The following is a 21,376-nucleotide window of genomic DNA, read 5'->3' on the forward strand; positions in this document are numbered from 1 at the left end:
GCCTACGGCTACCGCGACAGCGCTTACTTCTTCCTCAAGATCAAGGCCGCCTATCCCGGTAATCCGTGAAGAACCATATAAAACCCGGCCTCGTCATCCGTCGTGTGACGACCGTATGAAATAGTGGGAATCTATCGCTCTGCACACCTGAAAAGTCCGCTCCCAGCATGCCGGCGACGATCATATCTCGCAAACGTATCAATCGCCATTTTTTTTCCGTTTTCTTAGCATGTTAATCAACCGGAGCGCGACAATCAGCTATCGAAAAATTGGGCATGACGCCACCCATTCGTGGTCCTGATCGCACTCCATTCCGTTACAATCCGCGTCGTCATGCGATGACTGATTTCGCCGCGCGACATCGCTGGCCTCCCGTCAGACTCGTCAAGGAACGAACGCGACATGCACGACACTCCTCTCCTGCTTGAATCGGGCGCGCGCGTTTCCCGGCGCACCTTCCTTTACAGCGTCGGAGCGCTCGCGCTGTCGGCATGCAACGGCACCGGCGCAAGCGAGAACATCCGCGGCGTCACGACCGCGGCAGCGGCGGCCGGCAACCATGCGCTCGCGCGCGTGGCGACGGGCACGGCCGCCGTCACGACCCGCGCGGCGTTCGTCCATCCGGGGCTGCTGCACACACAAGCCGATTTCGACCGGATCGCGCAGAAGGTCGCGGCGGCCGCGTCGCCGTGGCGCGACGGCTGGAACACGCTGATTGCGAACAGCCATGCGCAACTGTCGTGGTCGCCGCGCCCGCAAGCCGTCGTCACGCGCGGCGGCACCGGCGCGCAAAACTATCCGGTGCTGTACAGGGACATCGCGGCCGCCTATGCGTGCGCGCTGCGCTGGAAGGTCTCGGGCAACGCCGCATATGCGGACAAGGCCGTGCAAATCATGAACGCGTGGTCGTCGACGCTGCAGAACCTCGCCGGCGATTCGAACGTCGACCTGGCCGCCGGCCTCTACGGGTACGAATTCGCGAACGCCGGCGAAATCATGCGCACCTATCCCGGCTGGGCCGCGGCGGACTTCGCCGCGTTCCGCGCGATGATGGCCGACAAGTTCTACCCGATCAACGCCGACTTCCTGAATCGCCACAACAACACGGACATCACGCACTACTGGGCGAACTGGGACCTGTGCAACATCGCGTCGATCATGGCGATCGGCGTGCTGTGCGACGACCACGCGAAGTTCGACGAAGCCGTCAACTATTTCATCGACGGCGCGGGCAACGGCGCGATCGCGCAAGCCGTCTATTACCTGCATCCCGGCCATCTGGGCCAATGGCAGGAATCGGGCCGCGACCAGGGGCACAACACGCTCGGCATCGCGCTCGCCGGCGCGATCTGCGAAATGGCGTGGAACCAGGGCATCGATCTGTACGGCCACGACAACAACCGCTTCCTCGCGGGCGCCGAATACGTTGCAAAAGCGAATCTCGTGCAGCCAGACGGGACGTTTCCCGCGGTGCCGTACGCGCGCTACGCCAACGTCGACGTCACGCAAGCGCAATTCTCGACCGGCAGCCAAGGCGCGATTCGTCCATGCTGGGCGCTCGTCTACAACCATTACGTGAACCGCAGGGGACTCTGCGCACCGTGGTCCGCGAAGTTCGCCCGCGCGATCCAGCCCGAAGGCGGCGGCGGCAACTACGGCGAAACGAGCGGCGGCTACGACCAGCTCGGCTACGGCACGCTGACCTGCACGCGCGATCCCGTTGCACCCGCAACCGCACCGAGCGGCGTGACCGCGTGGCCGGCCGCCGGGCACGTCGTGCTGTCGTGGTGGGGCATCGCGAACGCGGCCAGCTACGACGTGAAGCGTGCCGCCACCGCGGGCGGGCCGTACACCACCATCGCGACCGGCATCGTCGATCCGTTGACGTATACCGACCACCCGGCCGCGGGCGTCTGGTACTACGTGATCAGCGCGCGCACCGCATCGGGCGAATCCGCTAATTCGGCGGAAGTGGCCGCATCGACGGCCCTGCAACTGCATACGCTGCTGACGTTCGACGAGACGGGCGGCACGAGCGCGGCGGACGCGAGCGGCAACGGTCATGCGGGCACGCTCGTTGGCGGCGCATCGCGCGGGCCCGGGAAAACGGGCAATGCGGTGTCGCTCGATGGCTCGACCGGCTACGTCGCATTGCCGAACGACATCGTCGCGGACGTGTCGGACTTCACGATCGCGGCCTGGGTCAACTGGCGAGGCGGCCAGACGTGGGCGCGCATCTTCGATTTCGGTTCGGGCACCGGCCGCTATCTGTTCGTCACGCCGAAGAGCCACGGCGGCACGATGCGCTTCGCGATCACCACCAATGGCGGGCATGGCGAGCGCACGATCGACGGCAACGCGGCACTGCCGGCGGGACAATGGGCGCACGTCGCCGTCACGCTGGCGGCCGACACCGCGACGCTCTATCTGAACGGCGCTGCGATCGGCTCGGCGAACGACGTGATCTTCGCGCCCTGGCGCATCGGGAAAACCGCGCAGAACTGGATCGGACGTTCGCAGTATCCGGGCGATCCGTTCTTCAACGGCCTGATCGACGAATTCCGCATTTATCGCGGTGCGATGTCGGCCGAACAGGTGAAGGCGCTCGCGCAGGGGGCGTGATGCTTGCCGGGCGCGCGGCCGGCGCCTACAACATCGCCTGACTGATCAAACCGTACTGCCCACATACCGGATCGGTCGCGCCGCGGTGCGCGTCGGCCGGCGCGTTGCGAACCATCTTCGAGCAGGTGTCGACGCGTTTCAATCCCTGCGCGTCGAGCCAGTCCGGCAAACTCGTCCCCGACGGAACGTCGATGCGAACGAATTCATTCTCCCGCGCGCTCAGCCAGTGACTGATCAGCGCCTTCGCCTGCGCGTCGTCGCTCGAACGCGGTGCGACGACCGGGCCGATGACGTAACCGCGACCGAAGCGGCGCAGCACTGAAAATCCGGCGATCTCGCCATCGTGCTCGAGCACGACGCTTTCTCCCCGCTTCAGCAACGCCGACAGCAGCGCGTCGCGCTCGAGGCCGGAAGCACGCGCGTCCAGCTCGACGAAGCGGCTCAGATCGGCAGGCGTGCCGGCGCGCAATCGAGCGCCGTCGGGCAGCGCAACCGCCGCGGGCCGACTCACGTTCCCTTGATATTGATCCAGCGATCCGCACACGTTGAAACCGAGCTTTTCGTAGAGCGGCTGGCCGGCCGGCGTCGCATGCAGAAACACGATGCGCTGCCCCAACTCGTCGATGAGTATCTCCATCAGCGCGCGGCCGATCCCTCGGCCCTGATGCTCGGACGACACGATCACGTGTCCGATCGCAGCACGGTCCGCACCGTACTTCCAGCACATCGCCGTACCGATGACCACCCCGTTTTCCTCGGCCGCGAACGCGATCGAGGTGTCCGCGGAAAACTGCCAGTCTTCCGCCCTGAACGGCCAGCGAAGCGCCATGGACAGTGCGTGGGCCGCGGGGACGTCGGCCGCGGTAAACCGTCGGTAGTGCAGCGCCGTCGCGGCGCGGGAAGCGTTCATCACGTGTTCGTCGTTCATCAAATTCATCCTTCGAAATGGCGCAGTTTCACAACCCGACTATAGGAAGGAATGATTTTCCTGGGCCTAACGATCTATAAATGCGCCATTAATAAAAAATTAATGCCAAGTACGCGCATGCACATTCAATGCGGCTCACCTGTCGACCGGGCGTGCATCATGCACAGCTTCACGGCAATCGCGCGAAATACTGCCGTGCCAATGCCACCCAGTACCGGACGCCGGCCGGAATGATGTCGTCGTTGAAATCGTATTTCGGGTGATGCAACGCCGGCGACGCCGATCCGACCGGCGCGTTGCCGATCAGCACGTAGGCGCCCGGGCGCTCCTCCAGCATGAAGCCGAAGTCCTCCGACGTCATGTTCGGCGGCACGTCGCGGTACAGGCGTTCGTCGCCGAACGTGTCGCGAATCACCGCCTCGCACAGTGCCGTCTCGGCCGGCGTGTTGACGGTTGCGGGGTAGTACTGAAAGAATTCGACGTCAACCTGTGCGCCATAAGCCGCCGCCAGCCCTTCGCACATGAGCCGCACGTCGCGCTGCAGCTGTTGCTGCAACGCGGACGACAGCGTGCGGATCGTCCCGCGCAGCTCGGCCGTGTCCGGAATGACGTTGTCGGTCGTGCCCGCATGGAACATGCAGACGGAAATCACCGCCGGGTCGACGGGATCCTTGTGCCGCGCGGCGATCGTCTGGCACTGCAGCACCATTGAACACGCGAGCGGAACGGGATCGATGCCCAGGTGCGGCTGTGCGGCATGCGCGCCCTTGCCGGTGATCGTGATCCTGAACCGCGAGCCGGCGGCCATGATCGGGCCGGTGCGCAACCCGAAATGCCCGGCCGGCAAACCGGGCCAGTTATGCATGCCGAATACCGCCTCCGTCGGACATTGCTCGAACAGCCCGTCGTCGATCATCTTGCGCGCGCCCGCGCCGCCCTCTTCCCCCGGCTGAAACACGAAATGGACGGTGCCCGGCAGTTGCGGCAACGCTTTCAGCACGCGCGCGGCGCCGAGCAACATCACGGTATGGCCGTCATGGCCGCACGCGTGCATGATCCCGTGCGTGCACGACGCATGCGCGAAGTCGTTGGCTTCATGGATCGGCAACGCATCCAGATCGGCGCGCAGGATGATACCGCGGCCCGGATCCGCGCCGGGCAGGCTCGCCACGACGCCCGTGCCGCCGAGCCCGCGCGACACCGCATAGCCGAGCGCGTCGAGCTCGCGGGCGACGACGTCGGCCGTCCGGTGTTCTTCGAATCGCAGCTCGGGATGCGCATGCAGGTCGCGGCGCAGCTTCGCCCAGTGCGCGTGATGCGCTTGCAGCGACGTGTCGGGGATGACGGGGTTTTCCAATTTCGGCACCTTCGGAAAGTTGACGGCTGCGTCAGTCGTAAAAGCCGACGATCGACTTGATTTCCATATACTCCTCCATCCCTTCGATCCCGTACTCGCGACCGTTGCCCGACTGCTTGTAGCCGCCGAACGGCGCCTGCGGATCCCATGCCGGGTAGTTCAGATGCACCTGCCCCGACCGGATGCGCGCAGCCACCGCACGTGCGCGTTCCTTGTCGGCGCCCTGCACATGCGCGCCGAGCCCATAGACGGTGTCGTTCGCGATCGCGACGGCTTCGTCGACCGTATCGTAAGGAAGGATCGCAAGAACAGGACCGAAGATCTCCTGCTGCGCGATCGCCATGTCGGTGCGAACCTCGGAAAAGATCGTCGGCCGCGCATAGAAGCCGCGGTCGAATCCCGCGGGCCGTCCCGGGCCGCCGGCGATCAGCTTCGCCCGTTCGTCGATGCCCGTGTCGATCATCTGCGCGACGCGGCCGAACTGCGCGCGATTGGCGAGCGGCCCGTGCGTCGTCGCGTCGTCGAACGGATCGCCGACGATCAGCCGCTGCGCTGCCGCGACGGCCAGTTCCTCGACCGCGCCGAGCACGTCGCGCGGCACGATCATGCGGGTCGGCGCGCTGCACGATTGCCCCATGTTGCGGAACGCGGCGGCCACGCCTGGCGCAATGGCCTGCTGCAGGTCCGCATCCGGCAATACGATGTTCGGCGATTTGCCGCCCAGCTCCTGCGCGACGCGCTTGACGGTCGGGGCCGCCGCCTGCGCGACGAGCACGCCCGCGCGCGTCGACCCGGTAATCGACACCATGTCGACCTCGGGGTGCGACGAAAGCGCGGCGCCCACCGCCTCGCCGCTGCCGCTCACCAGGTTGAACACGCCCGCGGGCACGCCCGCATCGGCGATCACTTCCGCGAACAGCAGCGCGCTGAGCGGCGACAGCTCGCTGGGTTTCAGCACCACCGTGCAGCCTGCCGCGAGCGCCGGGCCGACCTTCGCGGTGATCTGATAGATCGGCCAGTTCCACGGCGTGATCAGTGCGCATACGCCGATCGGCTCGCGTACGACCGCGGTCGTCCCTCGCTGCGTGACGAACGGGTAGCGGGCCAGATTGTCGCGGGCGACGCGGATATGTTCGGCCGCGAGCGGCACATGGGCGCCGCGTGCATAACCGATCGGCGCGCCCATTTCGAGCGCGAGCGCCGTGGCGAACCATTCCGCGCGCTCCAGCATCAATGCATGCACGCGGTCGAGCAGCGCGGCGCGTTGTTGCGGCGAGGTCGCGGCCCAGCGTTCGAACGCGCGGCGCGCGGCCTGCACCGCGCGGTCGGCATCGCGTGCGGTGCCGAGCGGGATGTCGCACAGCGTGTCTTCGGTGGACGGGCAAACGACCGCGAACCGGTCACCGCCGTCGGGTAACACCCAGTCGCCGTCGATGAAGAAGCGATCGAGCCTGCCTGCTTCCAACAGGTGACGAACCGGTGAATTGACGAGTGAATTCATTGCAGCCTGTCCTTGAGTCGATACCATGCGCCGACGAACGGCAGAAACCACGGCTTGCCGAAGTGGCCGGGAATCGCGGGCCAGTCGAAGCTTTTCCACGGATTGAGATCGGCGCGTCCGTCCATGATCTCGGCCATCAACGTGCCCATCAGCGTGGCCATGTGCGTGCCGTGGCCGCTATAGCCCATCGAGTAGTAAACGCCGTCGCGCTCGCCCGCGCGCGGCAGCCGGTTGGCCGTCATGTCGACCATCCCGCCCCAGCAGTAGTCGATGCGTACGTCGGCCAGCTCGGGAAACACGGCGGCCATCTGCTGCCGTAGGATCGCGCCGCTCTTTTCGTCGGAGCGCGGATTCGACGCGGCAAACCGCGCGCGCCCGCCGAACAGCATCCGGTTGTCGGGCGTGACGCGAAAGAAATTGACGAAGTTCTTGGTGTCGGTGACCATCCGGCGGGTCGGCAGCAACCGGTCGAGCAGCTCGCGCGGCAACGGCTCGGTGACGATGATGAACGCGCCGACCGGCACGATCCTGCGCCGGATCCAGCCGAACGGGCCGACCTGCGAGATGCCGCTCGCGAGCAGCACCTGGCGCGCACGGATCTCGCCGAGCGGCGTTCGCACCGCGTAGGCGCCGCCCGCCTCCCGCGTCATGCCGAGCACCGGCGCATGCTCGAGAATGTGCGCGCCGCGCGCCTGCGCGGCGTTCGCCAGGCCGCGCACATAGCGACCGACGTGCATCCCGGCGCTCTTCTCGAAGATCAGGCCGCCGTGATAGCGGTTCGAACCGATCTCGTCGCGCAGTTCCGCCTTCGTCACGAGGCGCGTGTCGGGGTCCACGCTTGCGGCGAGCAGCGCGTGGCTTCGCACGAGCTTGTCGTAGTGCTCGGGCTTCGCCGCGAGCTTGAGCTTGCCGCGCCGCGCGAAATCGCAATCGATCGACTCCTCCCTGACCAGCCGCTCGACCGTGTCGACGCCCGCGTCGAACGCGAGATACAACCGGTTCGCCAGTTCCGTGCCGATGCGCTGCGACAGGAACGCGTAGTCCTGCGCGAAGCCGTTGTTGCACATGCCGCCGTTGCGTCCCGACGCCGCCTGCCCGACGGTGCCCGCTTCGCAGACGACCACACGCGCGCCCTTCTTCGCCAGCGCGAGCGCCGCCGCCGAACCCGTGATCCCGCCGCCCACCACCACCACGTCGCAACTTCCGTCAGGCCGCTCGGTCGAGCGGCTCACGAACGGCTCGGACGTATCGAGCCAGTAGGAACCGAAACGCATCACGCACTCCAATGTCGGCAGCACCAGGCTGCACAGCGCGGCGAGCATTCACCACATCGATCCGGCCGCTCGCGCGCCGTCCGGATCGAAACGCATCGTTCCAAGGCCGCCACCATCGTTCCGGTGACGACCGCGGACTAGAAATCGGCGACCTTGCCCCATGCGGAATCGCCGAACCGGCTCGGCCGATACGGCACTGGGTCCACGAGCGGTTGCGCGCCCGTGGCGAGATCCGCGATCAAGTGACCGGCGCCGGGGCCGATGCCGAAGCCGTGCCCGGAAAAGCCTGCCGCCAGGATCAATCCCGGCACGCCCGGCACTTCGCCGATACCGGGGACGCCGTCCGGCGTGCTGTCGACGAACCCGGCCCATGCGTGCGTGATCGTTGCGTCGCGCAGCTCGGGCAGCAGTTCGACCGCGCGGCGGTACGTTTCGGTGACCGTCGGCATATCGGGTTTCGGATCCAGGATACGCACCGCCTCCATCGGCGTCGGCGCATCGAGCCGCCACCGCTTGAGCGATTCGTGGCCGCCGCGCAGGCCTTCGAGGCCGCCCGGCTGAAGATTGCGCCAGCGCTTCGCGAACATCGGCACGAATTGCGGCGCGAAGCGCAGGAACTGCGGCGTGAGGTCCACGCGGGCGCGGCCGCTGATCGCGAGTGCGTAGCGTCCGTCGCTGCGGCGCGTGATGGACACGCCGGACGTATACAGCGCATCCGGCAGCGGCTGCGCGACGGGCGACACGCTCAGGATCGACTGACGAACCGACGCCTGCGGAAAACGAATGCCGAGCTGGCGGCAGAACGACGACGCCCATGCGCCGCCGGCGAGCACGACCGTCCTGGTCTTGATGACGCCCGCTTCCGTGACGACGCCGCTGACGCGTCCGCCCTCCAGCTCGATGCCGCGCGCGGCGCAGTGCTGGTGGACGCTGCCGCCGAGCTTCATCAGCGCGGCGGCCACGGCCGGCGCGGCCTTGCCCGGGTCGGCCGTGCCGTCGCTCGGCGAGAACACGCCGCCTTTCCACGCCCGCCCGGTGGCGTGGCCGCGCTCGGCGGCCTGCTTGCTGTCGAGCATGTACGTCGTCACGCCTGCGGTCTTCGCGAAGTCACCCCAGCTGGCCCAGCGGGACAGCTCCTCGTCGTCATTGCTCAAATACAGCAGTCCGCAGCGATGAAAGCCCGTGTCTTCGCCGGATTCGGCGGCGAATCGTTCCCACAGGTCGATGCTCTTGCTCGCCATCGGCAACTCGCGCGCGTCGCGGTTCTGCTGCCGGCACCAGCCCCAGTTGCGGCTCGACTGCTCGGCGCCGATGCGGCCCTTCTCGACCAGCGCGACCGACACCCCGCGCCGGGCGAGGTAGTAGGCGGTGAAGACGCCGATGATGCCGCCGCCGATCACGACGACGTCGGCCGAAGCCGGTGGCGTGGGCGAAGTTTCAATATGGCGCAGCGGAGGGGACATGTTCAGTCTCGGTCGATTGATGCTTGGACGTTTTGCACGACGTAGAATTTCGCCACGCGTTCGCTGCTTTCCCAGCCGATCGGTGCGCCGCGCGGCACGAACAGCGCGTCGCCGGCGCCGAGCGACAGGACGCTGCCGTCGGGCGCGGCGAAACGGACGCCGCCGTCCAGCAGGAGCATGAATTCGTTCACGCGATGCGGGCGAATGATCCGGTGATAGGGCGTCGAATCCCACGTGCCCGCGCAGTACCCGGCGCCGTCGTCGACGAATACGTTGTCGCTGCGGCATTGCGGCGCCGGCCCGAGCAGCACCTCCGCGGGCAGCGATGACGACGGCTTGAAATCGGCGTCGGCACGCAGCGCGAAGAGGCCGCGCTTCGTCGGGTTCGTGCACGCGGCCGCGCAGAACGTCAACAGCACGGGCGCTTGCGCGGTGATGCGCAGCGCGGTGCCGCCGCCGATCACCACGCCCTCGCGCGGGCCGAGCACCAGCGGCGCGGCCCCGGCCGCTTCCAGCGTCAACTCGCCTTCGACGACCACGAGGGTTTCGATGTGCGGAAAACTCGCGACGTCAAGTTCGCCGACGAAGCCGATCCGCCCCGCGGCCATCGCGTCGGGCCCTTCCCACGCGATCTCCCGATGTCGCGCGAAAGGATCGTTCTCGCCGAACGCAAGCTTGCGAAACGCGGTTGAAGAAAGTGTGCCGTCGGCACGGTGCAACACGAAAGCTGCGGTCATTCCTGCTCCTGTGCAGTGCGCGGCGGCCGGTCGAGCGCCGTCGCGCGATATCGGAAATCGTCGTTCGCCGGCTTCGAGCCGGAAATCTGCGTACGGGTACGCGGCCCGCGCTTGGCGCCTACGCGACGTGACACGACGCTTCGCCGCGTTCGGCACGCGTGCGCGTTTGCGACGTGCGCGTTTGCGACGTGCGCGTTTGCGACGTGCGCGTCGGCGAAGTTCGCGCGGGCGGCCTACCCGGCCGAGCCATCACGTAACCACCCGGCGTGATCCCGAGCACTCGCCGGAAATGCCGGCACAGATGGCTCTGATCGAAGAAACCGACGTCGGTCGCGACGACCGACGGCGCGAGACCGGTGCGCAGCAAGTCCTGCGCACGCCGCACACGCACGAGGCACAGATACCGGTGCGGCGACAGCCCGGTTTCGCTGCGAAAACGCGCGGTGAAACGCGACACGCTCAACCCGGCCACGGCCGCGAGCGTGTCGAGGTTCAGCGGCTGCGCGAACGACGCGTCGATCGTGCGCAGCACGTCGCCGATCGCCGCCGATACGGGCCGCGCGACACGCGCCGGGCGCGGCGTCGCCCCGTCGACCGGATCGTGGAACGGAACAGCCATGCTCGCCGCCCTCATGTCGCCGCCTGCACGACGGCGAACGGACCAACGAAACGCACTTTCATGTCGAATCCTCCTGGGCGCTCGCTTCAGTGCAGGAAATCCTGCATCCGGTAATACGCGCCGACGATCGGCAGGAACCACGCGTGCCCGAAATGGCCGGGCATCGCCGGCCAGTCGAGCTCGCGCCACGGGTTCGACGCGGCCGCGCCATACAGCACGTCGGCCATCACGCGGCCCATGTGCACCGCCATCTGCACGCCGTGGCCGCTGTAGCCCATCGAGTAATAGAGTCCGTCGTGCTGGCCCGCGCGCGGCAGCCGGTCGGCGGTGATGTCGACCAGCCCGCCCCAGCAGTAATCGAGCCGGACGTGGGCCAGTTCGGGGAAATAGCCGGCCATGCCGGCGCGCAGGATGTCGCCGCTTTTCGCGTCCGAGCGCGGGCTCGACATCGCGAAGCGCGCGCGGCCGCCGAACAGCAGCCGGTTGTCGGGCGTCACGCGGAAGTAGTTGCCGATCTGGCGCGACGTCACATACGCGCGACGATGCGGGAACAGCCGGTTCAACTGCGCGTCGGGCAACGGCTCGGTGACGACGATGAAGCTGCCGACCGGCGCGATGCGCCGCCGGAACCATGCGAACGGCCCGAGCTGCGATGCGCCGGTCGCGACCAGCACGCGGTCGGCAACGATCGTGCCGCGCGTGCTGGTGATCGTGTGGCGCTCGCCGTCGAGCCGCTCGAGCTGCGTGACGGCCGCGTGCTCGTAGATGCGCGCGCCGGCTCGCACCGCTGCATGCGCGAGCCCGACGCCGAACTTGCCCATGTGCATCTGCGCGCCGTTGCGCTGCAACAGGCCGCCGTAAAAACCGTCGGAACCGACTTCATCGCGGATCCGCGCCGGCTCGATCAATTCGATGTCCGGATCGACATCGTGCCGCAACGCGTCGAACGTCCTGGCGAGCCCTGCGAAATGTTGCGGCTTCGCGGCGAGCTTCAGCTTGCCCGCACGCCGGAAATCGCAGTCGATCGCCTGTTCGGCGACGATCGTCTCGACGCTCTTCACCGCGCTTTCGTACGCGCGATAGAACCGCTTCGCGGGCTCGACACCGATGCGCGCGGCGAGCGACGCATAGTCCTGCGCGACGCCGGTATTGCACTGGCCGCCGTTGCGGCCGGACGCTTCGCCCGCGACCTGCGCGGCTTCGAGCACGACCACCGACACGCCGCGCTGCGCGAGCGCGAGCGCCGCCGACAAGCCGGTGAAACCGCCGCCGATCACGACGACGTCCGCGCGTCCCTCGACGGGGCCTTCGCTGCCGGCGCGAAACGCGGGGCGGGTATCCAGCCAGTACGATTCCAGTTTCATCGGATCCTTCTTTGCATGCCGGCAATGACGATCGGCGACCGTTCAATGAGAATCATTTAATCACCGTCAAAAACCGCAGTTGCCGCGTATTCGCGCGCGGCACGCGTACAAATTGCCGTTTTGCGCGACCGCCGCGGCAGACTATGCGGCGGGCCGTTCACCGCACCGCGCGATGAACGGTTCGCGCGCCACGCACTACAGCTTCACCGGCGTGACACCAGCGGGAATCGGCTCCGCCTGGAAGCGCGCGAGATCCTCCTCGCTGCGATGACACAACACCTTCGCGCCGTTCCCGAGCGTGCGCAGCGTGGGCGCCGTCTGGTTGCACACGCCGTCCACGCGCATCGCGCAGCGCGACAGGAACGGACACAGCTCGGCCTCGTTCTCGCGCTCGCCGATCGGCACCAGCGGCCGGTGGCAACGCTCCGCCGCATCGTCGAGCCAGCCCGCGCGCAGCTCCGGCGCGGACGACACCAGCAGATGCGAATACGGGTGGTAAGGCGGCGCGCACAGCGCATCGCGACTGCCGGTTTCGACACGACGGCCCGCGTACAGCACGACGATGTCGTCGCTGATCGCGCGCACCTTCGCGATATCGTGCGTGATGAACACGTACGACACACCGAGCTTCGCCTGCAGGTCGCGCAGCAGGTCCATGATCGCGGCGCCGACCACGGTGTCGAGCGCCGACGTGACTTCGTCGCACAGGATCAGGTCGGGCTCGGCCGCGAGCGCGCGCGCGAGATTCACGCGCTGCTTCTGCCCGCCGGACAGCTCTCCGGTGCGCCGCGCGGCCACCGCCTGCGGCAGCCGCACGAGGTCGAGCAGTTCCGCGACGCGCTGCCGCGCCCGCGCGCCCTTGATCCCGTGATAAAACGCGAGCGGCCGCGCCAGCGTGCGCTCGACGGTATGCACCGGGTTCAGCGCGGTATCGGCGTTCTGGAACACGATCTGCACGCGGCGGTGCTGCTCCTTGGAGCGCTTGCCGATGTCGAGCGCGAGCGGCTCGCCGTCGAGCAGGATCTGCCCGGCCGTCGCCGGCACAAGGCCCGCGATCACCTTCGCGAGCGTCGTCTTGCCGGAACCCGATTCGCCGATCACGCCGACCGTCTGCCCGCGCCCGATGCGCAGGTCCACTTCGTGCAGGATCACCTTCGCGGGCCAGCCTTTCGCGGTCCGGCCGCCGTAGCCGGCGATCGCGCCGCGCACGTCGAGCAGCGGTGCGGGCTCGGCCTGCGCGAATTTCGCATCGCGTTCGACCGCGCCTGGCGTGACGGCCGCGATCAGGCTTTGCGTATACGGGTGCGCCGGCGCGTGCAGGATCTGTTCGGTCTCGCCCGCTTCGCGGATCTGGCCGTCGCTCAACACGACGATCCGGTCGGCCATCTGCGCGACCACCGCCAGATCGTGCGATACGTACACCGCACTCATCCCGTAGCGCCGGATCACGTTCTTGAACGCCTGCAGCACGTCGATCTGCGTGGTCACGTCGAGCGCCGTCGTCGGCTCGTCGAGGATCACCAGTTCCGGATCGGTGATCAGCGCCATCGCGGCCATCAGCCGCTGCAGCTGCCCGCCCGACACCTGGTGCGGATAGCGCTTGCCGATCGTCTCCGGCTCGGGCAGCGCGAGCGCGCGGAACAGCTCGACCGCCTTCGCCTGCGCATCGCGCTTCGTCATCGTCCTGTGGATCAGCGCGCTCTCGATCACCTGGTCGAGAATCGTGCGCGACGGGTTGAACGCGGCGGCCGCGCTCTGCGCGATATACGCGACCTTGCGGCCGCGCAATGCGGTCAGCGCCTGCGCGGACAGCGTGCATACGTCCGTGCCGCCGAGCTTCACCGAGCCGCCGGCGATCCGGCAGCCGGCGCGTGCATGGCCCATCAGCGACAGCGCGATCGTCGTCTTGCCGGAACCCGACTCGCCGATCAGCGCGAGCACCTCGCCGCGCCCGACGTCGAAGTCGACGTCGTGGACGATCGTCGTTTCCACGCCGCCCGGACGGCCGCCGACCACGCGCAGCCCGCGCACCTCCACGAGCGGAGTCGATTCATCTCGCATCAGTGTTCTCCCGCGGCCGCGGCCGCGCCCTTGCGGCGGCCGCGATGCGGCAGGCCGTCGATCAACAGGTTGACGCCCACCGTCAGGATCGCGATCGCGACCGCGGGCATGATCGCGACGGCCGAGCCGTCGCCGAGGCTGGCGATGTTCTCGCGCACGAGCGAGCCGAGGTCCGCATACGGCGGCTGCACGCCGAGCCCGAGAAAGCTCAGGCCGCTCAGCAGCAGCACGACGAACGTGAAGCGCAGCCCGGTATCGGCGAGCATCGGGTGAATCATGTTCGGCAGCATCTCGAAGCAGGCGATGTACAGCGCGCTCTCGCCGCGAGCGCGCGCGACCTGCACGAATTCGAGCGTGCTGATGTTGACCGCCAGCGCGCGCGCGATCCGGTACGAGCCCGGCATGTAACTCACCGCGGCGGTCAGCACCAGGAGCGGCAGCGACGAGCCGAACGCGGCGACCAACATCAGCGCGAACATCTTCGACGGGATCGACGTGAGCGCGTCGAGCAGCCGGCTCATCGTTTCGTCGACCGCGCGGCCCGACACGGTCGCGAGGAGCCCGAGCGTCGTGCCGGTCACCGCCGCGAGCAGCACCGCCGCGAGCGCGAGCAGCACGGTCAGCCGCGTGCCGTACAGGATCCGGCTCAGCATGTCGCGGCCAAGGAAGTCCGAGCCGCACGGCAGCTTCGCGCTGAACGGCGCGAACACGTCGGGCGTCACGATCGCGCCGAGGTCGTGCGGCGCGAGCAGCGGCGCGAACGCGGCGATGAACAGCATCAGCGCGACCATCGACAGGCCGACGCGGCCGCCGGCCGTCAGCCGCATGCGCGCGGCGCGACGCTTGCGCGGCTGTTCGGGGGCGGGCGCCGCGGGCGGCGGCGCGCCGCCCCACGGTGGGCGCGGTTCGTCGGACGGCGGCAGCGCGCTACTGCGTTGAACGGGTTCGGTCGGGTGCATGGTCGGCATCTCGGAAGGAGGACGGGACGCTCAGGTCCGCAGTCTCGGGTTCGACACGATCGAGCAGAGGTCGGCAAACAGCACGAGCGTCAGGTAGGCGACGCAGAAGATCAGCGTGCACGCCTGGACCAGCGGGAAATCGCGGTTGCCGACGGCATCGACCATCAGGCTCGCGAGGCCCGGATAATTGAAGATCGTCTCGACGACGATCACGCCGCCGAGCAGATACGACAGGCTCAACGCGATCGCATTGGCGATCGGCCCGATCGCATTCGGCAGCGCATGGCGCAGCACGACGCGCGCGGGGCTCGCGCCCTTGAGCACCGCCATCTCGACGTACGACGCGCTCAGTTGCTCGATCACCGCGGCGCGCGTCATCCGCGCCATCTGCGCGATCACGACCGCGCACAGCGTCAGAACCGGCATCGCATACGCACGCAGGAAATCGTGCAGGCTTTCGATCGGGCCGCTGTACGACAGCGCGGACAGCCAGTGCAGCTTCACGGCCAGCACGAGCACGGCGACCGTCGCGATCAGGAATTCCGGCGTCGCGACGAGCGACAGCGTGCCGAGGCTGATCACGCGGTCGACCATCGACTCGCGCTTGACGGCCGCGAGGATGCCGAGCAGCAGCGCGATCGGCACCGACACCGCGGTCGTGATCGCCGCGAGCGCGAGCGACTTCGGCAGGCGTGTGTCGATCATCGCCGACACCGGCATGTCACCCGACAGCGAACGGCCGAAATCGCCGTGCGCCAATCCGCCGAGCCAGTGCAGGTAGCGCACGTGGGCCGGCATGTCGAGCCCGAACTGCTGGCGCAGCGCGGCGACCGTCTCCGGCGTCGCGGACTGGCCGAGCGCCGCCTGCGCGGCATCGCCCGGCAGCAGGTTCGTGATCGTGAAGATGATCGCGGACACGATCAGCAGCGTCAGCGCGGTGACCGCGATGCGCCGGCCGATCAGCCCGAGCAGGATTCGATTCATGGAGTCGCACTCCCGGAAAAGCCGCGGGCGGCCGACGCGGTGATTCGCGTCGGTCGCACGCGGCGGCAAGCGGCGGCGGCAAGCGGCCGCGTCAGGCGTTCCACCACACGTGCTCGGCGAACATGCCGCCCATCATCGGGCCGGTCGGGATCGAACCGAGGCCCGCGAGCCGCTTGTCGTAGCCGTCGAGGAAGCTGATGAACGCCGGAATGCCGATTCGGCACTGCTGCGCGACGAGCGCCTGCATCTCGCCGTACATCTGCTTGCGCTTCGCATCGTCGGTCTCCGAGCGCGCGGCGAGCAGCAACTGGTCGAACTTCGGGTTCTTCCAGCCCGACTCGTTCCACGGCGCATCCGACTTGAAGAACTGCGTGAACAGCACGTCGGCGCTCGAACGCGGGTTGATGTTGCCGAAGCCCAGCGGATGCTTCATCCAGTGATTCGACCAGTAGCCGTCGGGCGACACGCGGTTCACCTGCAGGTTCAGCCCGATCTTCTGGCCGGCCTGCTGCATCAGCACGGCCATCTCGATCGAGCCGTTCGCATCCGACGTCGCATAGACCGGCGGCAGCGTGACGCCCAGCGCACCCGCCTTGCGGAACAGGAACTTCGCCTTCTCCGGATCGTGCGGACGCTGCGGCAGCGACGCGTTGAAGTAGCGATGTCCCGGCGGGATCGGCTGGTCGTTGCCGACGACCGCGTAGCCGCGGAACACCGCCGAGCGGATCTGCTCGCGATCGAACAGGTACTTCATGCCTTCGACGAAATCGGGGTTCGCGGTGATCGGGTTGTCGCTGCGCATGATCAGGTCGGTATACAAGCCCGACTTGGTTTCCTTCAGCGCATAGCCCGGCGTGGACGCGACCCGCTGCGTCGAGCGCGGATCGATCGCGTTGATCAGGTGCACGTCGCCCGACAGCAGCGCGTTCAGGCGCGCCGCGCTGTCGCTGATGCCGATCAGCTCGATCTCGTCGAGATACGGCATCCCGGGCTTGAAGTAGCTGTCGTTGCGCACGCCGACGGTCGACACACCCGGCTTGAACGACTTCAGCTTGTACGGGCCGCAGCCGATGGCGGTCGCGAAGTCGGTCGTGCCGTCCTTGCAGATCACGAGCTGCGGCGTCGCGAGGATCACCGGCAGGTCCGCGTTCGCGCTGGCGAGCGTGAGCGTGACTTCGTCCGGGCCGGTCGCCTTCGCATCGGTGAACTGGTCGGCGATCGTCTTGACCTTCGATGCGGTGCTCGGGTTCTTGTGGCGCAGCAGCGAATACACCACGTCGGCCGGCGCGACCGGTTTGCCGTCATGGAACGTGACGCCCTTGCGCAGCTTGATGACCCACGTCTTCGCGTCGGTGGTCTGCAGCGACTCGGCGAGGTTCATCTGCGGCGTGAGGCTCGCGTCGAGCTGCGTGAGGCCGCTGTAGAACATGAAGAACCGGATGTAGTCGGCGCCCGTCGAGCCCTTGGCCGGGTCGAGCGTGTCGGCCGTCGAACTGGATTCGTTCGCGACGCGGATCTTGCCGCCGCGCTTGGGCGCCGGTGCGGCGAACGCCGGCTGCGTGCCGAGCAGCAGTCCGCCGCCGCCGGCGGCCATCATGCCGCTCGCCGCCATGACCCGCATCATGTCGCGGCGCGTGAAGCCGCCCTTCTCGCCGCCGTTGTCGAAATCGTCGCTCATCAGAACTGCTCCTGACTGTGTAAAGTGGGTCGTGGGGTCCAGCCTGGTTCGATAAACCCGCCGCGCCCGCCTGCTGGTGGCGAGCGCAACGTCATGCGCATTGAGTTCATTTAAGCACCGCCAAAATGCGGGTTGTCGCGATTCGGGGCGGCTGCACCACACGATTCGACCGTTTTGGGCCGCCCGCGCAGCATGATTTGCTGCGTGCGTGCAACGTGCAGCGGTTTGCTTGATGCCGCGCTGCGCCGACACGCGACGCGTGAAAGTTCAGAAGATTGCAGCGGCGTCGAAGCGGCTTTGACGAGCGAACGGGATACGGCCGGATGACCCGCCGCGGGGCGCGAACACGTGGCGAGCGCGCTGGCCGTGATTGGCTGCCGAGATGCGGTTCGTGGTGCCGCGCACGCCGGGCACATGCCGGCGTGGCGTCAGGGAGGCGAAGTGATGTGCCTGCCGGCGGGTGCCGGCACACGGCCCGCAGCCGACGGGCAGCCAGCCGGAACGCGGATATGGCGTGGCTTGGCCGTCGCCTGTTCGGCCAGCGAGGACGCGACAGCGACAGCATGTTCGACAAGCGCGAAATACGCCCGGGCCATTCCGGCGCGGCATGCCTCGCTGTCGATGCGGCCGTTGATCGTACGTTCCGTCGACCACCGCGTCGCACAACGGCCGCGGATCGGTAATTACCCGCGATTCGTGCGCCGATCGGACGCGTAACGGGGCAGCGGACGTCGCGCCCGCCCCCTTCGTGCATCCCGACGGCCGCGCGCGCGGCACGCGGCCCGCGTCGGCACGGGCGTCGCTTACAGCCCGAGCTGCGTCGCGAGCTGGCCGATGTCCGACACTTCGTAGTAGTTGTAGAACGGCGTGCCGGGCTCGTGACCGCGGTTCACGAACGCCTTGTGCTTGATGCCGAGATCCTCGGCCGTCATCAGGTCGTAGCGCAGGCTCGACGACACGTGCAGCACGTCCTCGGGCTTGCAGCCGAGCTTGCCGAACATGTATTCGAAGCCCTGCATCCGCGGCTTGTACGACTGCGCCTGCTGCGCGGTGAACACGGCGTGGAACGGCGCGCCGAGCTTGTCGACGTTGCTCATGATCTGGTCGTCCATCGCGTTCGACAGGATCACGAGCTTGTACTTGCTGGCGAGCCGCGACAGGCCGGCCGGCACGTCCGGGTGCGGGCCCCAGGTCGGGACCGCCAGATAGAAGCGCTCGGCCTCGGCTTCGTCGAACTTCACGCCGGTCCGCTCGCACGTGCGCCGGATCGCGTTGACGACGACGTCGCGATACGGCTTCCACGCGCCGAGCACCTCGTCGAGCCGGTAGGCGGCGAATGCACGTACGAATTCCTCGAGCACGACCGGCGAGAGCCGGTCCCCGTAAACTTCGCGCGCCATCTCGGCCATCCGGAAACGGGTCAGCGTGCCATAGCAGTCGAACGTGATGAACTTCGGTTCAAATTGGATCATGGTGACGTCCTGTCGGTGTGAAGCCCCGGCAGGGCCGGGGACGGGCTGGGTTGTATGAAATTGAATCAGGGCAAAAAGTCCGTCGCACGTCGTTCGATGCCGTCCGAAACGCACGATCGCCGCGTGTTGCGCGCCCTGCACGGCACGATCTGCGGTGCGCTCCCGGGCGGTGCGTGCCGGCCGGCCGACGGGCTCGCGACACCGCCACGCGCATGCCCGGCACGGCCGCCACGCGGTGCGGCGCGGCAACCGCCGCCGCGCCACCGTGCTCCCATCGTACCGGCGTTCATGCAGCACAAGCTGTCGGAATGACGAGCGCGGCCGGCACGACGCGTGCGTTCGCCCGGGCCGATCGAGCCGGTTTGCATCGATCTCGCGCGACCGCCCGCCGCCGCCGGAAAACAGGCGAATCGTCCTATCCGCGCCCCTGGGTCGCTGGCAGAGTCGATAGGTCATTTCTACCCCTCCGGAGTCCGGCGTGGCCGACCTCAATCCTTCCCGCACGCTTACCTATCGCCCGTTCGTCGACACCGACCTGCCCGCCGCGCACCGCCTGTCGGAAGCGGTCAAGTGGCCGCACCGCCTCGACGACTGGCGCTTCGCGCTCCAGCTCGGCGGCGGCTTCGTCGCCGAGGACGCATCCGGCGTCGTCGGCACCGCGCTCGGCTGGCGCTTCGACGACGCGCATGCGTCGCTCGGCATGGTGATCGTGTCGCCCGAGCGCCAGGGCCGCGGCATCGGCCGCGAACTGCTCGCGCGCGTCGTCGAGAGTCTCGGCGCGCGCACGATATTCCTGCATGCGACGCCGTCCGGCGAACCGCTCTATATGAAGTTCGGCTTCGAGGCGATCGCCACGATCGACCAGCACCAGGGCGCTGCGTTCCAGCCGCCGCTGATCTCGCTGCCGCCGGGCGAGCGCCTGCGCCCGCTCGGCACGAACGACGGGCCGCGCCTCGCGGCGCTCGCATCGCGCGCGGCCGGCTACGCGCGCGGCGCGGTGATCGATGCGCTGCTCGACGTCGCGAACGGGATCGCGCTCGATCGCGACGGCGAACTGCTCGGCTTCGCGCTGTTTCGGCGCTTCGGCCGCGGCCACGCGATCGGCCCGGTGGTCGCGCCGGACGCGCTGCGCGCGCAGGCGCTGATCAGCCACTGGCTCGCGCTGCACGAAGGCATGTTCGTGCGCCTCGACGTGCCGGGCGACAGCGGGCTGTCCGACTGGCTGCAGGGGCTCGGCCTGCCGCGTGTCGATACCGTCGTCGCGATGGCGCGCGGTGCGGCGCCCGCGCGCGATCCGGCGCTGCGCGCGTTCGCGATCGTCAATCAGGCGCTCGGCTGAGCGGCACGCACGATGAGCTTCCTGTACAAGGCCGACCCGGTGCGCGGCGCGCAATGGGCACAGCGCTTCGCGCAACGCGCGCCCGACCTCACGTTCCGGATCTGGCCGGATCTCGGCGATCCGCACGACGTGCGCTACCTCGCCGCATGGCAACCGCCGGACGACCCGGTCGCGCTGCTGCCCAACCTCGAGGTCGTGTTCTCGGTCGGCGCCGGCATCGATCAGTTCGACCTGTCGCGCGTGCCGGCACACATCCCGGTCGTGCGGATGATCGAGCCCGGCATCGTCGAAGGGATGGTCGAATACGTGACGCAGGCGGTGCTGACGATCCACCGCGACCTGTTCGACTATGCGGCGCAACAGCGCGTCCAGGCATGGTGCGAGAAGCCGGTGCGCGCGGCCGCGTCGCGGCGCGTCGGCGTGCTCGGGCTCGGCACGCTCGGCCAGGCCGTGCTCGACACGCTGCGGCGCTTCGGTTTCCCGTGCGCCGGCTGGAGCCGCACGCCGCGCACGCTCGACGGCATCGACTGCTACGCGGGCGACGCGGCGCTCGACACGTTCCTGGCCCGCACCGACATCCTGATCTGCCTGTTGCCGCTCACCGACAGCACGCGCGGGCTGCTCGGCGCACGCGTGTTCGATGCGCTGCCGGCCGGCGCATCGCTCGTGCAGGTCGGGCGCGGCCCGCAGCTCGATGCGGCCGCGCTGCTCGCCGCACTCGACAGCGGCCGGCTCGACAGCGCGATCCTCGACGTGACGGAGCCGGAACCGCTGCCTGCCGGCCACCCGTTCTGGACGCATCCGCGCATTCGCATCACGCCGCACATCGCGAGCGCGACGCGGCCCGACACCGCGGTCGACGCGGTGCTCGAGAACCTCGCGCGCCATCGGGCAGGACAGCCGATGATCGGCATCGTCGATCGCGCGCGCGGCTACTGACGCGTTCGCCCGGCCCGGCGGGGCGCGCAGCAGAAAATGCCGAAGCGCCCCGTGCAAACGCCGCGACCATACGTTTCGG

General features: G+C 68.2%; 16 protein-coding genes. 3 read left to right on the forward strand and 13 right to left on the reverse strand.

Annotated features, from left to right (window positions below):
- The first annotated feature begins 402 nt into the window (after positions 1-402).
- The gene (locus SB786_RS30030) at positions 403-2,622 is read left to right on the forward strand and encodes a LamG-like jellyroll fold domain-containing protein (RefSeq protein ID WP_410730623.1); all 2,220 of its coding nucleotides are present in this window, start codon (positions 403-405) and stop codon (positions 2,620-2,622) included.
- 25 nt (positions 2,623-2,647) lie between these two features.
- On the opposite strand, the gene SB786_RS30035 is transcribed toward SB786_RS30030, so the two are convergent.
- From SB786_RS30035 to SB786_RS30095, 13 genes are all read right to left on the reverse strand, one after another.
- Positions 2,648-3,550, reverse strand: coding sequence for a GNAT family N-acetyltransferase (locus tag SB786_RS30035; protein ID WP_410730624.1), 903 nt, complete (start codon positions 3,548-3,550; stop codon positions 2,648-2,650).
- A 169-nt stretch (positions 3,551-3,719) separates the two neighbouring features.
- Positions 3,720-4,907: a M20 aminoacylase family protein gene (locus SB786_RS30040; RefSeq protein WP_410730625.1), complete on the reverse strand. Its 1,188-nt coding sequence runs from the start codon at positions 4,905-4,907 to the stop codon at positions 3,720-3,722.
- A 31-nt stretch (positions 4,908-4,938) separates the two neighbouring features.
- On the reverse strand, positions 4,939-6,408 hold the full coding sequence (locus SB786_RS30045; protein WP_410730626.1) for an aldehyde dehydrogenase family protein: 1,470 nt from the start codon (positions 6,406-6,408) through the stop codon (positions 4,939-4,941).
- Complete coding sequence (locus SB786_RS30050) at positions 6,405-7,682, reverse strand: NAD(P)/FAD-dependent oxidoreductase (RefSeq protein ID WP_410730627.1); 1,278 nt, start codon at positions 7,680-7,682, stop codon at positions 6,405-6,407. The genes SB786_RS30045 and SB786_RS30050 overlap by 4 nt, the downstream gene beginning before the upstream one ends.
- A gap of 137 nt (positions 7,683-7,819) precedes the next feature.
- Complete coding sequence (locus SB786_RS30055; RefSeq protein ID WP_410730628.1) at positions 7,820-9,145, reverse strand: NAD(P)/FAD-dependent oxidoreductase; 1,326 nt, start codon at positions 9,143-9,145, stop codon at positions 7,820-7,822.
- A 2-nt stretch (positions 9,146-9,147) separates the two neighbouring features.
- Positions 9,148-9,882: a cupin domain-containing protein gene (locus SB786_RS30060; RefSeq protein WP_410730629.1), complete on the reverse strand. Its 735-nt coding sequence runs from the start codon at positions 9,880-9,882 to the stop codon at positions 9,148-9,150.
- A 118-nt stretch (positions 9,883-10,000) separates the two neighbouring features.
- Positions 10,001-10,501 carry a helix-turn-helix domain-containing protein gene (locus SB786_RS30065; RefSeq protein WP_410730630.1) on the reverse strand — a complete coding sequence of 167 codons (501 nt, stop codon included), beginning with the start codon at positions 10,499-10,501 and terminating at the stop codon, positions 10,001-10,003.
- Positions 10,502-10,587: 86 nt separating this feature from the next.
- Complete coding sequence (locus SB786_RS30070; protein WP_410730631.1) at positions 10,588-11,865, reverse strand: NAD(P)/FAD-dependent oxidoreductase; 1,278 nt, start codon at positions 11,863-11,865, stop codon at positions 10,588-10,590.
- 195 nt (positions 11,866-12,060) lie between these two features.
- Entirely contained in the window at positions 12,061-13,926 is a 1,866-nt protein-coding gene (locus SB786_RS30075) for an ABC transporter ATP-binding protein (RefSeq protein ID WP_410730632.1), read from the reverse strand.
- Positions 13,926-14,885, reverse strand: coding sequence for an ABC transporter permease (locus tag SB786_RS30080; protein WP_410730633.1), 960 nt, complete (start codon positions 14,883-14,885; stop codon positions 13,926-13,928). Before SB786_RS30080 ends, SB786_RS30075 begins: the two co-directional genes overlap by 1 nt.
- Positions 14,886-14,915: 30 nt before the next feature.
- Positions 14,916-15,869 (reverse strand): ABC transporter permease, encoded by a 954-nt coding sequence (locus SB786_RS30085; RefSeq protein ID WP_410730634.1) that lies wholly within the window; start codon positions 15,867-15,869, stop codon positions 14,916-14,918.
- Positions 15,870-15,960: 91 nt separating this feature from the next.
- The gene (locus tag SB786_RS30090) at positions 15,961-17,547 is read right to left on the reverse strand and encodes an ABC transporter substrate-binding protein (protein WP_410730635.1); all 1,587 of its coding nucleotides are present in this window, start codon (positions 17,545-17,547) and stop codon (positions 15,961-15,963) included.
- Positions 17,548-18,350: 803 nt separating this feature from the next.
- Positions 18,351-19,019: a haloacid dehalogenase type II gene (locus tag SB786_RS30095; RefSeq protein WP_410730636.1), complete on the reverse strand. Its 669-nt coding sequence runs from the start codon at positions 19,017-19,019 to the stop codon at positions 18,351-18,353.
- A gap of 478 nt (positions 19,020-19,497) precedes the next feature.
- Here SB786_RS30095 and SB786_RS30100 point away from each other — a divergent pair, with 478 nt between their 5' ends.
- A complete protein-coding gene (locus SB786_RS30100; RefSeq protein ID WP_410730637.1) occupies positions 19,498-20,358 on the forward strand; it encodes a GNAT family N-acetyltransferase in 861 nt (286 codons plus the stop codon).
- Between the two features lie 12 nt (positions 20,359-20,370).
- A complete protein-coding gene (locus SB786_RS30105; protein ID WP_410730638.1) occupies positions 20,371-21,297 on the forward strand; it encodes a 2-hydroxyacid dehydrogenase in 927 nt (308 codons plus the stop codon).
- Positions 21,298-21,376: the final 79 nt, after the last annotated feature.

This window comes from Burkholderia sp. SIMBA_062, from assembly GCF_046534765.1.
Lineage (GTDB): Bacteria > Pseudomonadota > Gammaproteobacteria > Burkholderiales > Burkholderiaceae > Burkholderia > Burkholderia ambifaria.